Below are 17,021 nucleotides of genomic sequence, written 5' to 3'. Positions count from 1 at the left end.
AAGCAACAATGTCCATGAGTAAGGGTGCGGCACGTATTGCGGTCGATATCGGCGGTACCTTCACCGATATCGTGCTGGAGCAGGGAGAGAAGCGGTGGACCGGCAAGGTGCTGACCACGCCGCAGCGGCCTGCCGAGGGCTTCATGACCGCAATCCGCCAGATCATGGCCGAGGCCGGCCTGCAGCCCGATGCGGTGAGCGGCGTGATCCATGGCACCACGCTCGGCACCAACGCGCTGATCGAACGCAAGGGCGCGCGCACCGCCTTCCTTACCACCGGCGGTTTCCGCGATGTGCTGGAAATCGGCTACGAGAATCGCTTCGATCAGTATGATCTGATGATCGAGAAGCCGGCGCCGCTGGTGCCGCGCGGCCTGCGCTTCACTGTTGCCGAGCGTGTTGGCGCCAAGGGCAACGTGATTCTGCCGCTGGACGAGGCCGGCGTGCGCGCCATCGTACCGGAACTGCGCCGCCAGGGCGTGCGCAGTCTGGCTATCGGTTTCCTGCAGGCTTTCACCAATCCGGTGCATGAGGAACGCGCGCGCGACATTCTGCGCCAGGAGATGCCGGAGCTGTCGATTTCGCTGGCCGCCGAGGTCTGCCCCGAGATCCGCGAATACGACAGGTTTTCCACCGCCTGCGCTAATGCCTATATCCGGCCAATCATGCAGACTTATCTGGACGACCTGGAAGCCCAGATGCGCGCGGCGGGCTTCAATTGCCCGATCTTCCTGATGACCTCCAGCGGCGCCATGACCAGTGTGGAAGTGGCGAAACAGTTTCCTGTGCGCCTGGTGGAATCCGGCCCCGCCGGCGGTGCGCTGCTGGCTGCCCAGGTGGCGCTGGAATGTGGCCTGGACAAGGTATTGTCCTTCGATATGGGCGGCACCACGGCGAAAATCTGCTTCATCGACAATGGCCTGCCGCAGGCTTCGCGCAGTTTCGAGGTCGGCCGCGTCTATCGCTTCACCAAGGGCAGCGGCCTGCCGCTGCGCATCCCGGTGATCGAGATGATCGAGATCGGCGCCGGCGGCGGCTCGATTGCGCGCATCAACGAATTGGGCCTGCTCACCGTGGGCCCCGACAGCGCCGGCTCCGAACCCGGCCCGGTCTGCTATGGCCGGGGCGGCACTGAGCCGACCGTGACCGATGGCGATTTCGCCACTGGCCGCATCGATCCCGACCGCTTCGCCCGTGGCGCCTTCACGCTCGATGCGGCCAAGACGGCGGCGGCCCTGGGTGCCTTTGGTGCTAAATTGGACCTGACCGCCGATCAGGCTGGCCTGGCGATTGCCGAGACCATCGAGGAAACCATGGCCAATGCCGCGCGCGTACACGCCATCGAGGGCGGCCGCGATGTCTCGAGCTACACCATGGTGGCGTTTGGCGGTGCCGCGCCGCTGCATGCGGTGGCAGTGGCCAAGCGCCTCGGCATCGGCCGCATCGTGGTGCCGAGTTCCGCCGGCGTCGGCTCGGCGGTGGGTTTCCTGCAGGCGCCCATTGCCTTCGATCTGGCACAGAGCTGGTATCAGCGCACCGATGAGATGGATTTCGCTGCCGCCAATGCGCGGCTTGATGCCATGCGCAGCCAGGCGGCGGCACTGATCCGCTCAGCTACCCAGGCGCCGCTGGTCGAACGCGGCAGTGTGCTGATGCGCTATATCGGCCAGGGCCATGAGATCGAGGTGGAATTGCCGACACGGCCATTGGTGCAGGCCGACCGCGCCGCCCTGCATGAGCTTTTTGTCGCCGCCTATACCAAGCTCTATGGCCGCTCGATTCCGGGCCTGGCGTCCGAAATCCTGAGCTGGTCGCTGCGGCTCGGCACCGTACCAGCGACCGTGCAGCCGCTGGCGCCGCCGTCGGATTCGCCGAAGCAGGCCCAGGCCCAGGCCGAACGGCCCTGGACCGATCCGGAAAGCGGCCAGCGCGAGCCACTGGCGATCTGCGACCGTGCCACGCTGGACAGCAGCATGCGTCTGCAGGGTCCGGCGGCGGTGGTGGAAAGCGAAACCACGACCATTGTGCTCAAGGGCTATGCCCTGGGCGTGAACGAGGGCGGATACTTGGTGATCGACCGCCAGGAAGGGGCTGTGCAATGAGCGACAAGCTGACTGGAGCGATGTCCGGCATCCGCCGTCAATTGATGTGGAACCGGCTGATCTCGGTGGTGGAGGAATTGGCGCAGACGCTGATCCGCACTGCCTTTTCCACCTCCACCCGCGAAGCCGGCGATCTGGCGGCGGGCGTGTTTTCGCCCGATGGCCGCATGATCGCCCAGGCGATCACCGGCACGCCGGGCCATATCAATTCCATGGCCATGGCAGTGGGGCATTTCCTGAAAGAGCACCCGGTGGAGACGATGGAGCCGGGCGATGTGTTCATCACCAACGATCCCTGGAAGGCCAGCGGGCATCTGAACGATTTCACCGTGGTCTCGCCAGCGCATATCGGCAATCGTGTGGTGGCGATGTTTGCCGCCACGGTGCATGTCGCCGATATCGGCGGCTTGGGCGTCGGCACCGAGGCGCGTGATGTCTACCAGGAAGGCATTTATGTGCCGATCATGCCGCTGGCCCGTCGCGGCAAGATCGACGAGACGCTGATGCGCATGATCCGCAGCAATGTGCGCGAGCCGATGCAGGTGGAAGGCGACCTGCATTCGCTGATCGTCAGCAACCAGGGCGGCATCGACCGCCTGCTGCCGATGATGCATGAATTCGGACAGCAGAGCCTCGACGAACTGGCGGAGTATATCTTCACCACCTCGCGCGCCGCGATGATCCGCGCCATCCAGGAATTGCCGCGCGGCACCTACCATAACCGCATGACCATCGATGGCTTCGACGCGCCGGTGCAGATCGTGGTATCGGCGACCATCGAGGATGAGCGCATCCTGATCGATTTCGATGGCACCAGCGGGCTGTCGCAGGCCGGCATCAACGTGCCGAAATGCTATACCGATGCCTATACCAGCTTCGGCGTGCGCTGCGTTGTCGGCTCGCGCATTCCCAACAATGCCGGCTCGCTGGAAGTGGTGCAGGTGACGGCGCCGGAGGGCTGCATTCTCAATGCGCCGCATCCAGCACCCGTGGCGGCACGCCACATGATCGGCCAGATGCTGCCCGATGCGGTGCTCGGCTGCCTGTATCAGGCAGCGCCCGACCGGGTGCCGGCGGAAGGCGCGTCCTGCCTGTGGAATATCCGTGTCGCTGGCGGCCCCGGCACGCCGGGCCTGGCGGCCGACCGGCGGCATAACAGCCGGCGCTTCGGCATCACCACCTTCAATGCCGGCGGTGCCGGCGCGCGACCGATCTCCGATGGCCTGTCGGCTACCTCGTTCCCTGCCGGCGTGCGCAACGTGCCGCTGGAAATCGTCGAGACGATGACGCCGCTGGTGTTTTGGCGGAAGGAACTGCGCGAGAATTCCGGTGGTGCCGGGCAGTGGCGCGGCGGCGATGGCCAGATCATCGAGCTTTCCCATGCCGAGGGTGAGCCCTTCACGCTCAACGCCACCTTCGAGCGCGTCGACAATCCGGCGCGTGGTCGTGCCGGCGGCGCCGATGGCAAGCCGGGCCGCGTGCGGCTCGCTTCAGGCCCGGTGCTGAAGGCCAAGGGGCGCCAGACCGTGCCGGCGGGCGATCGCCTGGTCGTCGAGATGCCCGGCGGCGGCGGCTTCGGCAAACCGGAGGAGCGCTCGGCGGCGATGCGGGCGCGCGATAAGGAAGAGAACCGCACCGGCTGAAGCCTGCGGCCCAGACGGCGTAGCTGCCGCTGTATGAACAGCGGCGGTGGCGGCGTTGCAGGGGCTCGCCTAAAATGAGAATTTCCTCAGCTAGGATGCGGACGGCGAATATTGTTTTGGTCTATTGGGTGGATAATCTTTGTCGCACAGTATGATAATTTTCTCGCGGAAATTCGTTTGTATTGTTTCTAGCCTCAGCGACTGATTCCGCTTGGCGGCTTTCTGCACCAACGGCGCAGCAATATACAGGATTGCCCCTAAAGATGCCGCCATACTGTAGATCTGAGTGGCAAATGGTCTTTTGCTGATTGTTGGGGCCACACAACAACCAGCGGCATGAGACACCTAAGCCGGTGCGGGGCGCCGCACCGTTGTGGCAACGCCGGCTTCCCTCTCTCAGTCGCCGAGTACCCGGCGCACGAGGTCGGCGGTATTCCTGGCGCCCAGCTTGCGCATCACATTCGCCCTGTGAAACTCGACTGTGCGCGGGCTTACGCCGAGCGTGCGCGCCGCTTCTTTGCTGGAGGCACCGCGCACGATCTGCGCCAGAGCGACACGCTCGCGCGGCGTCAGTAAAGCATGGCCCGGGAATGGTTTCGACAATACGTCGAGTGCACCGTGCAGCCGTTCGATCTCCTGTCTGGCCTGCCGCAGCTCCGGCGTCGCCAGGAACTCCCAATCACCGTGACGTCGGGCGGTGCAGCACTGATGCGCGCGTGCCACGTCTAGCAGGTCGACCGCCCGGCTGGCCTGCAGTGAGTAGGTGCAGAGCACCACCATCCGCTGTCCGGCAAGCGAGCGGTCTAGCTCGTGCTCGTATTCACAGAATGCCTGCCAGTGACTGGATTCGATCCAGAAAGCATTGCCACTCACCCGCATGCCGTCGAAACCCTTGGCGAGCGCACCATGCAGTTTCTCGTTCCAGCCGCCGGTGATCCGTTGTAGATCAAACTGGTTGCCGCGCAAATACCAGTCGGTACCCAGAATGATCTCGATCCGTCCGGCCGCGATATGTGCCTGCAGGTCGGGGATGGCACGGCGCAGGGCGACCGTGGCCTCGACCTCGCCAATCGGCTCCGAGATCGCCCAGACACAGAATTCGTTGCTCTCGAGGCCGGCCCTGAAATACGCCGCCGCCGTATCGAGCAGGTCGTCCTTGGTCTCGTAGAAGATGCAGATATGGGCGCCCCACGGCACCTCGCCCACTACGCGGATGCCGCTCTGCCGCAATGGCTCATCCGCTGCGGGTGCGCCGGGCTTGGGCCTGCGCGACAGGCTTCCGCCAGTTCTGTCGTCGCCACGTGCGGTCGTGATGTTTGGGGACACCTTGCCCTCCCGGAGTCACAGGCTGCCGCGTCTGCGGTAGCAGATACCCAATATGTCTGGATGCGTGTAGTGACCCCGAGGCCCAGACCCGACATGAGAAAGTCAGGCAACCTCGTACTATTACGAGTATCTGCCTTTCCTCGTAGTCTTACAAGGTTTTCTGGCTGCACTGCTCACCATGTCTACGGAACTTGGTGGAGGTTTGCGATGCAGCGCTACTTTTTTCAGATCCACGGCGGGCACGGCACGGACGACGATCCGGTGGGTGTCGTTTTGTCCGGCCCCAGCGCGGCCATGCTGCGCGCCGTTACGATGTGCGCGGAAATCGGGTGCAGCGGCGGCTTCTATCTCGGCTTTGCCGTCAGCGTCAGGGACGAGCGCGGCAACGTGATCGGCCGGGTTTCGGTCATTTTGGCCGCCGTCACTCCGGAGTACAGCGATGTTTAGGTTGACGCGGGCGGTGATTGCTTCGGTTGCAACCATCGCGGCTCTTGTGGCATTCGCTGCCGCTTTGGCCGATGCAGGCAACGACAGCTTACAGGCACTCGCGCAGCATCGGCTGATCGCCGCGGGATCACTGGTCCTGGCCGTGGCCTCGGCTCTGGCTCTCGGCATAGTGATCGGGCGGGGTGCGTCTGGCGATGCCGTGCCGTCGCTGGTCGAGCCGGGCACGGTCCCAATCCGGACCGACACAATGTCGCGGGCCGAGACTGAATTCCTGGCCAACATGAGCCACGAGCTGCGCACGCCGCTCAATGCCATGATTGGTTTCGCAGAGCTGATCTTGAGCGAAATCCACGGCCCGATCAGCGACCGGCGCTACTACGACTATGTCGGCCATATCCATACCGGCAGCGAGCAGTTGCTGGCGATCGTCGATGCCACCCTGGATCTGTCCCAACTTGCCGCCGGCCAGCTTGATCTGCGGCCGTGCCGTGTCGAGCCCTCGGCTATCATCAAGGAATGCGCCCAGTCGGTCGCCGCGCAGGCCGAGGTTGCCAAGGTCGAACTAGTGGTGCGTCCTTCCACCGCGTCGTCGGTCGCTGCAGACCCGGTAAGGCTCAAGCAGGCGCTGACCTGCTTGCTATCGAACGCCATCAAGTTTACCGCGCACGGTGGCCGGATCAGCATCGGCGCAATCGGCAATGACGGCTTTGTCGCTTTCGAGGTGATCGACAATGGGATCGGCATGATGCCCGACCAGGTCGAGCTGGCATTGCAGCCTTTTCGTATGGTCGACGGCTGCATGACCCGCCGGCGCAGTGGCGTCGGCCTGGGATTGACGCTGGCGCAGCGCCTAGTGCGGTTGCACGGCGGCGAACTGCGGATCGAGAGCCGCCCCGGATACGGCACCTCGGTAACGGTGATCATGCCGGTGATTTCTTCCCACCAAACCGACAAGAGGTAGAACGCCATGGCCCTCATTCGCAGCGGCTTGAAAAAGCTTGCAAGCATGTTGCTCGCCCTGACCGCCGACACCCCGCCACCCGCCACCGGCGCTAGTGCCAGTGCGTCCCGGACGTTCGGCGAAATGCGTAGGGCCGGCTCGGCCACAGTTATGGCTGGCAGCATTCAATTACTCGGCATGGCAGAGATCAAGCAGCGGTTGGGCGGACGCTGGAGTGAGATGGCTAACAGCGCGTTTCGCATTGCCGAGCAGACTATCAAGCGGCACCTCACGGCTGAGGATGCCTACCAGCGCCATGGCAGAGAAACCTTTTTGCTGTGCTTCGCATCGCTCGACAAAGCGCACGCGGAGGCTAAGACAAGGATGATCGCCGAGGAGATTGTCACGCTGCTAGCCCAGCAGGCGCTGCAAATCCCCTTGCGGGTCGACCATACTGTTGCCGAGCTGGAATGGGCTGACATCGACAAGGGCGAGGTGGAATCGATTGCCGATGTGATTGCCCGCGAGTTGCGCCAAGTGCGCGAGAGGGCAGAAGCCTCGGCGCGGGCATGGCGCAGCGAATTGCTGCGCACTGCTGGGATTCGCTTCAGCCCGATCTGGCACGCGCCACGCCGCATCGTGGCCGGCTACCGCGCCATGCTGAACGAGCAGACCGGTACGCGCGCCTTACAACGCCTGGCTGGTATTACAACGCCGGAGGAACTGAAAAACACCCTGCACGAACTCGACTGCCTGATTGTTGGTTGGGCGATCAAGGCTCTTGATCGGCTGCTGCATGACGGCGGCACGGCACAGATGCTAGTCCCGGTAAACTTCAACTCGCTGAGCACCCGCGCGACACGGGAAAGGTACCTGAATCTCTGCCGCGACATTCCTCAGCAATACAAGCAATTCTTGCTGTTCGAGGTGCATAGTGCTCCCAGCGGCACGCCGGTGTCTCGTCTGGTCGATGTCGCACTAGCGCTCAAGCCGTATGGTCATGGCGTGCTGGTGGAACCGCCGGCGAGCGGCGGACAGCTTCAGGAGCTGGCGTCAGTGGGATTGTTCGGCCTTTCGGTTGGTGCCAAGTCGCTACCGTGCAACGTTGGGCAGGCTGCGGCTGCGGTCACTCGCCTGGTCTCCGCCGCCACCACGCTCAATCTCAAGGTGTTCATCCACGGTGCCGACACAGTGGGCATCCTGGACGCGGCACAGAAGGCACGGGCCGACTATATTGATGGCCGCGCGGTTGCCTCGCCCATGGCTGAGCCGAAAACCGCCCACCACTGGACGCCGCATTAAATCTGCCGCCTATCTTCCTGGAGCTTAGTTTAGGGCTTCATGAGACAGCGCTGTTGCCACCAATGATTGTCTTCACGAATTAAAGAGTTACGAGAAATTTTTACGCGAGACGCTACACCATTAAAAAATCGCCTATCGGCCCGAATCCCTATTGCTTTTGCAAATCACTCGCAATATTATCTGGGTATATCGAGAGTGCGTCGCCGAGCTGCTGGTCTGGGCGACGAGGTCCGGGGCGATGTCGTGGGGCGGCATCGCCCCGGTTTTTTTGTGCCTGCATCGCTTTTTTCCATGCCAGTACAATGGGTTGGGGGTAAGCTTGCGCCGCTTTATAACATTTAATTATAGTTAAATAAAACAAATCACACTTAAATACAAAAGATGGGATTGACTATTCGATCTGTATGCGTGAAATAAGCGTCAGACACTGCTGGAGGCGCGACGCTGCGGGCAGGGGGCTTGGCGAGGATCCGCTCCGGATCCGCATACCGGCCTGCGGGAATTTGAGGGGCAGCTTGCGCCGCGTCTGCATTGCTAAAGCGTCACGCCGGCAGGCCAAGGCAGGTCCGGATCGTGGTCCCCGTCAAAACTGATGGAGTTTGCCATGCGTCCCGCTTACAAAACCGCCGTTGCCAGCCAGCCCACTCCCAGCCGCCTCTGTTGTTGCCGCGCCTGACCCCAACCGTCGAGCCGCAAGTTTTTCTTCAGAGGTGCAATCATGAGTGATGCCTACATCATCGAAGCCACGAGTATCTATCCCCGGAATGATCGCGGCGCCTATGGCCGCCAAGCCGACAAGGTCGAGGCCGGCCTGGTGCGCCGCGAGCGCGGCGGTTTCCGCTTTTTCGCGGCCCATGGCCTGTTCGCGGCGATCGAGAACAAGCTGTTCCGTGGCCCGGCCGAGGCCGAGCGCGCCGCCGCCGAATTGCTGACGCAGGCCCGCCTGCAGGTGGCGCAGCAGCGCCGCGAAGGTGATGACCGGCAGGACGACTCACACGCCGGTTCGCTGGTCGATCCGCTGGCGCTGCCGCCGGATTGGCATGGCACAGCCAGCGTGATGAGCCTGTCCTTCCTGCCGTTCGACCGCTAACCTCCCCCGCTATCGCCCTAACGAGGAGACATCCTGTCGGCGGCGGCCCAGGCTGGCCGCCGGCATCATTCCGTCATGATCGAACTCAGCTCCATCTCCAAGCGCTATGCCACGCCGCAAGGCACAGTGACCGCGCTCGAAGGCATCGACCTCAGCATTCGCGAGGGCGAGATCTTCGGCGTCATCGGCAAGAGCGGCGCCGGCAAATCGACGCTCATCCGCCTGATCAACCTGCTGGAACGCCCCGACCAGGGCAGCGTCCGCGTCGCCGGCCGCGATCTCACCGCCTTGCCGCCGGCCTCGCTGCGCCGCGCAAGGCAGGAAATCGGCATGATCTTCCAGCATTTCAACCTGCTTGCCACGCGCACGGTATTCGAGAATATCGCCCTGCCGCTGGAATTGCGCGGCGAGAGCAAGGCCAGCATCCGCGCCACAGTGGAGCCGCTGCTCGACCTGGTCGGCCTGACCGATAAGCGCGAGCGCTATCCATCGGAATTGTCCGGCGGCCAGAAGCAGCGCGTCGGCATCGCCCGCGCGCTGGCGACCCAGCCGCGCGTGCTGCTCTCCGATGAAGCCACCTCGGCGCTCGATCCGGAAACCACCCGCTCGATCCTGGCTTTGCTGAAAGACATCAACGCCCGCCTCGGCCTCACCATCGTGCTGATCACCCATGAGATGAGCGTGATCAAGGAAGTGGCCGACCGCGTCGCCGTGCTGGAGCAGGGCAAGGTGATCGAGCTTGGGCCGGTCTATGATGTATTCACCCGGCCGCGCGCCGAAACCACGCGCCGCTTCGTCGGCGAACTGGTCGGCGGCGACCTGCCGCCAAGCCTGCTGCGCCAGATTGCCAATGATACCGCGACCACCGATCCGACACGGCGCCGTGTGCTCCGCATCCGCTTCACCGGCGGCGCTGCGGAAAGCCCGGTGATGTCGACGCTGGCGCGGCGTTTCGATCTCGATTTCAACCTGCTGCATGGCCGCCTGGATGAAATCCAGGGCCGGCCCTTCGGCAACCTGGTGGTGGAGCTGCTCGGCGATCCGGCCAAGCTCGATGCCGCCACCAAATTCCTCGCCACGCAGCAGCTTGGCGTCGAGAGTCTGAATTACGAACAGGAGTCCGGCGATGTCGTCCGCCTTGATCGCGCTGCTGGTTGATGCCCTGATCGAAACGGCGGTGATGGTCGGTATTTCCGGCCTCATCGCCACCCTGCTCGGCGTGCCGCTCGGCGTCGTGCTGGTGGTCACGGATCGCGGCCATATCCTGCAGAACCTGACCGTCAACCGCGTGCTCGGCATCATCGTCAATGCCACGCGCTCGACGCCCTTCATCATCCTGATGGTGGCGGTGATCCCCTTCACCCGCCTCATCGTCGGCACCTCCATCGGCACGCTCGCCGCTGTGGTGCCGCTTACCATCGCCGCTGTGCCCTTCATCGCCCGCCTGGTGGAAACCGCCTTGCGCGAAGTGCCGCGCGGCCTGGTGGAAGCGGCGGAAGCCATGGGCGCCACGCCGTGGCAGATCGTCACCAAGGTGCTGGTGCCGGAAGCGATGCCCGGCATTGTCGCGGGCCTCACCATCACCCTGGTCAGCCTGATCGGCTATTCCGCCATGGCTGGTGCGGTTGGCGGCGGCGGCCTCGGCGATCTCGGCATCCGCTATGGCTACCAGCGTTTCCTGCCGGAAGTGATGGCCGCCGTGGTGCTGGTGCTGATCGTCTTCGTCCAGGGTGTGCAGTCGCTCGGCGACCGTCTTGTCCGCCGCCTGGCGCATCGTTGAGTTCCAGTCCCGTCTCGCAAAAAACACGTCTCGCAAACAGACCCATCTTACAAACAGAAAGGTGCTTCCCATGCTTAATCGTCGTTCGCTTATCGCTGCTGCCGCGCTGCTGGCGCTGCCGCTCGGCGTGCAGTCCCCGGTTCAGGCCCAGGACAAGCCGATCAAGGTCGGCGTCACTGCCGGCCCGCATGCTGAAATCCTCGAAGTGGTGAAGAAGGTTGCCGAGAAGGATGGCCTGAAAATCCAGATCGTCGAGTTCAGCGATTATGTGCAGCCGAATGCGGCACTGAATGCCGGCGACCTGGATGCCAATTCCTACCAGCATCTGCCCTATCTGGAAGCCCAGGTGAAGGATCGCGGCTACAAGATCGTCAATATCGGCTACACCGTGAATTTCCCGATGGGCGTCTATTCCAAGAAGGTGAAGGATCTGGCTGCGCTGCCCAATGGCGCCCGCGTCGGCATCCCGAATGATCCGACCAATGGCGGCCGTGGCCTGCTGCTGCTGGAATCCGCCGGCCTGATCAAGCTGCGCGCCGATGCCGGCCTCAAGGCTTCGCCGCTGGATGTGGTGGAGAATGTGAAGAAGGTCCGCATCGTCGAGCTGGATGCGGCGCAGTTGCCGCGCGCGCTGGACGAACTCGATGCCGCCGCGATCAACACCAACTACGCGCTTCCCGCCGGCCTCAAGCCGACCCAGGATTCCATCGCCATCGAGACGCCGAAGTCGCCCTATGTGAACATCATCGCGGTGCGCACGCAGGACAAGGATAAGCCGGAATTCGCCAAGCTGGTGAAGGCGTATCAGTCGGCGGAAGTGAAGGCGTTCGTCGAGCAGAAGTACCAGAAGGCCGTGGTGGCGAGCTGGTAAATCATCCGTGTTTCCGTCGTCTGCTTGGTTTCCTCCCCAGACGGCGTGAAAGGCTGAATTCCCGGCTCACTGCTTGAGCATTGTTCAGCCTTGAACTGCCCGCCGATCCCCCCACCCGGATCGGCGGGCTTTTTTTGTGCGGCAGAGGTTCAGGCGGCCTGTTGCCGTGCCCGCTTCACCAGGCGCACCAGTTCAACGCGGGCGCCCTCGGCATCGCTTACCGGCTTGTCGAAGGGCAGGCGGGCGAGCACGCCCTCGCGGATCAGGTCGGCGCCTTCCGGATCGACTCCGCAAAGCGTCCAGCCCTCGCCGGAAAGGCCCAGCAGCTTGCCGGCATAGAGCTGCACAGCGTCGGCGTGGTCGCTGTTCATATGCTCGACAATGCCGGCCTCGGCTTCCGCCAGCCCGGCCCAATCGCTGCCGTCGCCGCCGCCATAGCGGTAATCGTCGAACCAGTGGATGCGGCCGAAGCCGGCGACGATATGCGCGCGGCTGACCTTCAGCTTGTAGAAGGCGAAATCCTTGAAATCGGCATACATCGCCGCGCCCGGATGGCGTGCCAGGAAGCGGGCGCGGTGGCGCGGATCGGTGGTCACTTCAGCTTCCGCCAGCAGGGTGGCGCGCGGGCCGGTCAGCGGCTCGGCATAGCCATCGGTGCCATCGCAGAGCAGGCTGACGCGGGCATCGGCGGCGATGTTGCGGGTATGCTCGGCAAGCTGGGAGATCAGCAGCAGTGGCGTGGCGTCATGGTCGAAGGCCACCAGCACCAGCGAGGCATAGGGCGTCGGGTTTTCGCCAGCAAGCGTCGTCGCCAGCACCGCCTTGCGGCAGGCACGGGCAACCGCGCGGGCCTGGAAGGCGGGCGAGGGCTTGGGCTGAGGCGCTGCGGGATCGCTCATCGCGACTCCTTAAGGTCAATTGAGAGTGATTCTCAAATAATCTAGCGCACACAATGGATGCCGGCCAAGCCCCCGCGCCGGCCGAAATGAATGAGCGGGAATAAAGACGGATTCATCGGCTTAAAAATGCGCCGAGCGAGCCACGTCGACGTCCGACAGGTAAATGATGCCGGTGGCGTTGGGAAATCGGGCGTGGAAGCCGGTCAGGATGGCACGGGCCATATCCTCCGGCGCGATGGCGATGATCAGCACATTCTCGAACACGCGGGTCACATCGTCGCCCTGGCGTTCGCCATGATGGCCGCCGCCGGATACGCGCGGGATCATGCTGTAGCCGCGCACGCCCTGCTCACCCAGCCAATCGATCACAGCGCGTGCCAGCGGCGCTTCCACGATCACTTCGATTTTGCGCCGGCGATGAATTTCCGTGCTCATCTCAGCCTCCCACCACGATCCGTGCCGCGCTCAAGTAGAGCGGCAGGCCGATCGCCACATTAAACGGAAAGGTGACGGCGAGCGAAAGCGTCACCGACAGGGCCGGGTTGGCTGCCGGCAAAGCCAGGCGCAGTGCCGCAGGCACGGCAATGTAGGAGGCCGAGGCACCGAGCACCGCGAGCAGCGTCGCGCCGCCCAGGCTCAAGCCCAGCAGCTTGCCGAGACCAAGGCCAAGCGCACCGCCGAGCAGTGGCATGATGATGCCGAACAGCAACAGGGTTGGTTTCAGGCCACGCGCGGCGCGGCCCTGGCGTACCGCCACCAGGCCCATATCGAGCAGGAACAGGCAGAGCGCCCCGTTGAACAGGTCCTGCACGAACGGTTTTACCTTCACCATGCCGGCGTCGCCGGTGATCCAGCCGATGACGAAACCGCCAAGCAGCAGCATCACCGAGCCATTCACCAGCACCTCGCGCAGGAAGCTGCCATGCTCATGCTGGGGGGCGCTGGCGGACTGGCTGCGGCCGGCACCCGCAAGCAGCAGGCCGCTGATGATCGCGGGCGTTTCCATCAGCGCCAGCATTGCTACCAGATGGCCTTCGAAGGCGACATCGCGGCTCCGAAGGAATTCGGCGGCAGTGACGAAGGTGACGACACTGACCGAGCCGTAATGCGCGGCGATGGCGCCGGCATTCAGCCGGTCGAGCCGCCATATCCCGCGCAGCAGCAGGAAGGCGAGCAGTGGTTGGGCGAAGCTCAGGGTCAGGGCGGCGAGCAGGCCCAGCGCCACCGAACCGCCCGCCGCGCCCTGCATTGCCGTGCCGCCTTTGAAGCCGATGGCGAACATCAGGTAGATCGCCAGGGCGCGGGCCGCACCTTCCGGGATTTCCAGATCGGAGCGTAGCAGGGCGGCGATGGCTCCCAGCGCAAAGCATAGGATCATCGGGGAGATCAGGTTGCCGGCGGCAAGGGAGATGAAGTCGCTCATGGCGCGGCAAAATACGCACCGCGCCAAAAAACGAAATGCGTATTCTTTTACCTCGAAATCAGCGCCAAAAGCGCATTTCGAGGTATCGAATTACCCGCCTCGGTAAGCTGTTACCTTTTGCCGGCTACGGCAGCAGCACCGTCGAGCCGGTGGTCTTGCGGCCTTCCAGGTCGATATGCGCCTGCACGGCGTCTTTCAGCGCATAGGTCTGGTTGATCTCGATCTTCACGATGCCCTTGGCCACCACATCGAACAGGGCGGCGGCGGACGCCTCCAGCCAGTCGCGGCGCGCGGTATAGGTCATCAAGGTCGGGCGGGTGAAGAACAGGCTGCCCTTGGCCGAGAGCATGCCGGCTTCCACCGGCGGGATCGGGCCGGAGGCATTGCCGAACGACACCATCATGCCGAGCGGCTGCAAACAGTCGAGCGAGGCCGGCCAGGTGCTCTTGCCGACCGAGTCATAGACCACCGGCACGCCGGCGCCCTTGGTGATCTCCTTCACCCGCTCGACGAAATTCTCCTTGGAATAGTTGATCACATGGTCGCAGCCATGTGCCTTGGCCAGCGCAGCCTTCTCGTCGCTGCCCACCGTGCCGATCACCGTGGCGCCAAGATGCTTGGCCCATTGGCAGGCGATCAGGCCGACGCCGCCGGCTGCCGCGTGCCACAGGATGGTGTCGCCCGGCTTCACCTTGAAAGTACGCAGCAGCAGGTATTCCGCCGTCATGCCTTTCAGCATGATGGCGGCGGCCACCTTGTCGGAAACGCCATCGGTCAGCTTCACCAGCTTGTCGGCCGGCACCACGCGCTCCTCGGCATAGGCGCCGAGGATCGAGCCATAGGCGACGCGGTCGCCTACTTTCAGCCCGGTCACGCCCTCGCCGAGTTCGGTCACCACGCCGGCGCCTTCCATGCCGATGCCGGCGGGGAGGGGAAGCGGGTAGAGGCCGGAGCGGTGGTAGGTGTCGATATAGTTCAGGCCTACGGCGGTGGACTTGATCCGCACCTGGCCGGGGCCGGGCTTGCCGACCTCGACATCGTCCCACTGCATTACGTCGGGGCCGCCGGTCTTGTGGATGCGGATTGCCTTCACCATGGTCTCGAACTCCTGAATGTGGCGATTACGACAGATGCTGCTTGAAGAAGGCGCTGGTGCGCTGGTTGGCGAGATCGGCCGAGGCCTTGTCGTAATGCTCGCCGCCGACGCGGGCGAAGGCATGGTCCTGGCCGACATAATCGTGGCGAGTCACCAATGCATTACCCTTGAGGCCTTCCGCGATCTGCGCCTGCGCATCCTTGGGCACGAACTTGTCCTCGGTGGCGCAATGCAGCAGCAGCGGCTTCTTGATGTTCCTGGCTTCGTCCAGATGGTTCTGCAGATACACGCCGTAGAAGCCAGTGGCGGCATCCACGTCGCTGCGGGTGGCCATCAGGTAGGCCAGGCGGCCGCCAAGGCAATAGCCGACCGCGCCGGCCTTGCCGGTGGCGCCGGGCAGGCCGCGCAGCACAGGCAGGCAGGCCTTGAGATCCTCGACACCCTTGTCGAGATCGAACTGGCCGAAAAGCTGGAAGGCGCGCTGCAGGTCCGGCTCGATGCGGTCATCCAGCATCAGGCCCGGCTCGATGCGCCAGAACAGGTCCGGGCAGAGCGCGAAATAGCCCTGGCGGGCGAGGTCGTCGCAGATGCCGCGCATCACCGTGTTGATGCCGAAGATTTCCTGGATCACCAGCACGCCGGGGCCCTGGCGGTTGGCGGGTTCGGCAAGATAGGCGTTGAAGCTGCCGCCATCCTTGGCGGCGATGCTGATCATGCGCGGCATGGTATTCCTCCCGGCTCATCGTTGCGGCTGCGTGGGATGCTATCGTGTCGATAGCAGGCGCCGCAAGGGACGGGATTCTTACAGCCGCTTCAGAGGGCGGGCGCTTCAGAGTGCGGGCGCGCCGGAATAGGAAAACAGCGGCAGGTCAAACAGCGAGGGCTGGCGCTTCGGCATGGCGCCATCGCATTCCAGCGCCAGCAGGCGGCGCTTGGTGGCGATGCCGCCGAGGCCGGAAAAGCCGCCGAGTCCGGTTTCCGCCGTCACCCGGTGGCAGGGCACGATGATCGGCAGCGGGTTGGCGCCGCAGGCCATGCCGACGGCGCGGGCCGAACTCTTCAGGCTCTGGGCGATCTCGCCATAGGTCATGGTCTCGCCATAGGGGATGGCCTGCAGCGCGCGCCAGACCCGCACCTGGAAATCGGTGCCACGCGGCGCCACCGGCAGATCGAACCGCTTCAGCCGGCCATCGAAAAAGTCTTCCAGTTGCGCCGCGGCCTCGCGCAGCAGGCTGCTCTGGCCATCGCTTTCCGGCAGGCGGCCCCAATCCAGCGCCACCACGGCCTGCTCACGCTCTGTCAGGGTAAGGGGGCCGAAGGGCGATTGCGTCACCAGCCGGCGAATCGAGCTTTCCATGGTCCCGATTCTGGCCTTCCGATAGGAAAAAAGCCAGTGGATAACTTTTATGCCTGCTGGCTTAAGCCGTGGCGAAGGGGTTTTTCACCACCAGGCGGTCGAAGCGGCGGCCATGCTGCAGGTCCTCGCTGTAGAGGATGCTGCAATCGGCAAGCTGTGCGGCGGCGACAATATTGGCGTCATAGATATGCAGATTATGTCCCCAGGCCAGGGAAAAGGCGCGTTCCTGGGTTTCGCTGTTCAGTGGCAGCGGTTCGCCGCAGAATAATCGGATACTGGCGAGCGCGGTTTCGATGCGGTTCCAGGGCAGATTCAGCTTGCCTCGTGCCACGGCGCAGAATTCGTTCAGCACCTGCACGCTGACCAGACCGCCAGCCAGCATCAGAGCTTCCGCTATGCCGGTGCGACGGGGATCGTCGGTATAGGCATAGACAAGGATATTCGTGTCGAGAAAGGCGCGTTCAGCGCTCATTGGCCTCTTCGCGATTGAATCGGAAGCCGGGCGGCAAGGGGCGGCGCAGCTTGCGCATGATGTCCAGCGCCTCCTCGCGGGTCATCTTGCGCTCCAGCGCCAGGTCGTTCTTGCCCCGGACATGAATGTTCAGGTCATCCCCGGGCTTGAGGTTCAGGGCCTCCACCACCGAGGCGGGCAGCCGCACGGCCAGGCTGTTGCCCCATTTCGCCACACGCATCACGCACTCCTGGATATACATAAAGGGTTTTGTATATCCTAAGCCGGCCCGGG

General features: G+C 63.8%; 18 protein-coding genes. 9 read left to right on the top strand and 9 right to left on the bottom strand.

The annotated features are described in order from the left end of the window. Positions 1-8 precede the first annotated feature (8 nt). On the top strand, positions 9-2,102 hold the full coding sequence (locus V6B08_RS00515) for a hydantoinase/oxoprolinase family protein (protein ID WP_341976997.1): 2,094 nt from the start codon (positions 9-11) through the stop codon (positions 2,100-2,102). Then, positions 2,099-3,745 carry a hydantoinase B/oxoprolinase family protein gene (locus V6B08_RS00510; RefSeq protein ID WP_341976995.1) on the top strand — a complete coding sequence of 549 codons (1,647 nt, stop codon included), beginning with the start codon at positions 2,099-2,101 and terminating at the stop codon, positions 3,743-3,745. Before V6B08_RS00515 ends, V6B08_RS00510 begins: the two co-directional genes overlap by 4 nt. 396 nt (positions 3,746-4,141) lie before the next feature. Here V6B08_RS00510 and V6B08_RS00505 read toward each other — a convergent pair whose 3' ends face one another. Next, positions 4,142-5,071, bottom strand: coding sequence for an MEDS domain-containing protein (locus V6B08_RS00505; protein ID WP_341976993.1), 930 nt, complete (start codon positions 5,069-5,071; stop codon positions 4,142-4,144). Between the two features lie 207 nt (positions 5,072-5,278). Here V6B08_RS00505 and V6B08_RS00500 point away from each other — a divergent pair, with 207 nt between their 5' ends. The 7 genes from V6B08_RS00500 (at position 5,279) to V6B08_RS00470 (ending at position 11,501) form a co-directional block, all read left to right on the top strand. Next, positions 5,279-5,518, top strand: coding sequence for a DUF6894 family protein (locus V6B08_RS00500; RefSeq protein ID WP_341976991.1), 240 nt, complete (start codon positions 5,279-5,281; stop codon positions 5,516-5,518). Continuing rightward, entirely contained in the window at positions 5,511-6,479 is a 969-nt protein-coding gene (locus V6B08_RS00495) for a sensor histidine kinase (protein WP_341976989.1), read from the top strand. The genes V6B08_RS00500 and V6B08_RS00495 overlap by 8 nt, the downstream gene beginning before the upstream one ends. Positions 6,480-6,485: 6 nt before the next feature. Next, positions 6,486-7,760, top strand: coding sequence for a hypothetical protein (locus V6B08_RS00490; protein ID WP_341976987.1), 1,275 nt, complete (start codon positions 6,486-6,488; stop codon positions 7,758-7,760). Between the two features lie 718 nt (positions 7,761-8,478). Continuing rightward, the gene (locus V6B08_RS00485) at positions 8,479-8,850 is read left to right on the top strand and encodes a hypothetical protein (RefSeq protein WP_341976985.1); all 372 of its coding nucleotides are present in this window, start codon (positions 8,479-8,481) and stop codon (positions 8,848-8,850) included. Positions 8,851-8,925: 75 nt separating this feature from the next. Continuing rightward, positions 8,926-10,008 carry a methionine ABC transporter ATP-binding protein gene (locus V6B08_RS00480; RefSeq protein WP_341976983.1) on the top strand — a complete coding sequence of 361 codons (1,083 nt, stop codon included), beginning with the start codon at positions 8,926-8,928 and terminating at the stop codon, positions 10,006-10,008. After that, complete coding sequence (locus tag V6B08_RS00475; RefSeq protein ID WP_341976980.1) at positions 9,977-10,630, top strand: methionine ABC transporter permease; 654 nt, start codon at positions 9,977-9,979, stop codon at positions 10,628-10,630. The genes V6B08_RS00480 and V6B08_RS00475 overlap by 32 nt, the downstream gene beginning before the upstream one ends. Before the next feature lie 70 nt (positions 10,631-10,700). Further along, positions 10,701-11,501 (top strand): MetQ/NlpA family ABC transporter substrate-binding protein, encoded by an 801-nt coding sequence (locus V6B08_RS00470; RefSeq protein ID WP_341976978.1) that lies wholly within the window; start codon positions 10,701-10,703, stop codon positions 11,499-11,501. A 149-nt stretch (positions 11,502-11,650) separates the two neighbouring features. On the opposite strand, the gene V6B08_RS00465 is transcribed toward V6B08_RS00470, so the two are convergent. The 8 genes from V6B08_RS00465 to V6B08_RS00430 all read right to left on the bottom strand — a co-directional run bounded on the left by V6B08_RS00465 (position 11,651) and on the right by V6B08_RS00430 (position 16,968). Further along, a complete protein-coding gene (locus tag V6B08_RS00465; protein WP_341976976.1) occupies positions 11,651-12,400 on the bottom strand; it encodes a HugZ family pyridoxamine 5'-phosphate oxidase in 750 nt (249 codons plus the stop codon). A gap of 120 nt (positions 12,401-12,520) precedes the next feature. Next, a complete protein-coding gene (locus tag V6B08_RS00460; RefSeq protein WP_341976973.1) occupies positions 12,521-12,835 on the bottom strand; it encodes a P-II family nitrogen regulator in 315 nt (104 codons plus the stop codon). Between the two features lies 1 nt (position 12,836). Continuing rightward, positions 12,837-13,823, bottom strand: a complete 987-nt coding sequence (locus tag V6B08_RS00455) for a sodium-dependent bicarbonate transport family permease (RefSeq protein ID WP_341976971.1) — start codon at positions 13,821-13,823, stop codon at positions 12,837-12,839. A 124-nt stretch (positions 13,824-13,947) separates the two neighbouring features. Beyond that, positions 13,948-14,919 (bottom strand): quinone oxidoreductase family protein, encoded by a 972-nt coding sequence (locus V6B08_RS00450; RefSeq protein WP_341976970.1) that lies wholly within the window; start codon positions 14,917-14,919, stop codon positions 13,948-13,950. Between the two features lie 25 nt (positions 14,920-14,944). Continuing rightward, the gene (locus V6B08_RS00445; protein ID WP_341976967.1) at positions 14,945-15,643 is read right to left on the bottom strand and encodes a dienelactone hydrolase family protein; all 699 of its coding nucleotides are present in this window, start codon (positions 15,641-15,643) and stop codon (positions 14,945-14,947) included. Positions 15,644-15,748: 105 nt separating this feature from the next. Next, positions 15,749-16,276, bottom strand: a complete 528-nt coding sequence (locus V6B08_RS00440; RefSeq protein ID WP_341976965.1) for a methylated-DNA--[protein]-cysteine S-methyltransferase — start codon at positions 16,274-16,276, stop codon at positions 15,749-15,751. Positions 16,277-16,337: 61 nt separating this feature from the next. Continuing rightward, positions 16,338-16,748, bottom strand: coding sequence for a PIN domain-containing protein (locus V6B08_RS00435; RefSeq protein WP_341976963.1), 411 nt, complete (start codon positions 16,746-16,748; stop codon positions 16,338-16,340). Next, positions 16,738-16,968: an AbrB/MazE/SpoVT family DNA-binding domain-containing protein gene (locus V6B08_RS00430; RefSeq protein ID WP_341976961.1), complete on the bottom strand. Its 231-nt coding sequence runs from the start codon at positions 16,966-16,968 to the stop codon at positions 16,738-16,740. The genes V6B08_RS00435 and V6B08_RS00430 overlap by 11 nt, the downstream gene beginning before the upstream one ends. Positions 16,969-17,021: the final 53 nt, after the last annotated feature.

This window comes from Ferrovibrio sp. MS7 (genome assembly GCF_038404985.1).
Lineage (GTDB): Bacteria > Pseudomonadota > Alphaproteobacteria > Ferrovibrionales > Ferrovibrionaceae > Ferrovibrio > Ferrovibrio plantarum.
Note: the sequence above shows the minus strand (reverse complement) of the source record. Positions and strands in the feature narration are given on the sequence as shown.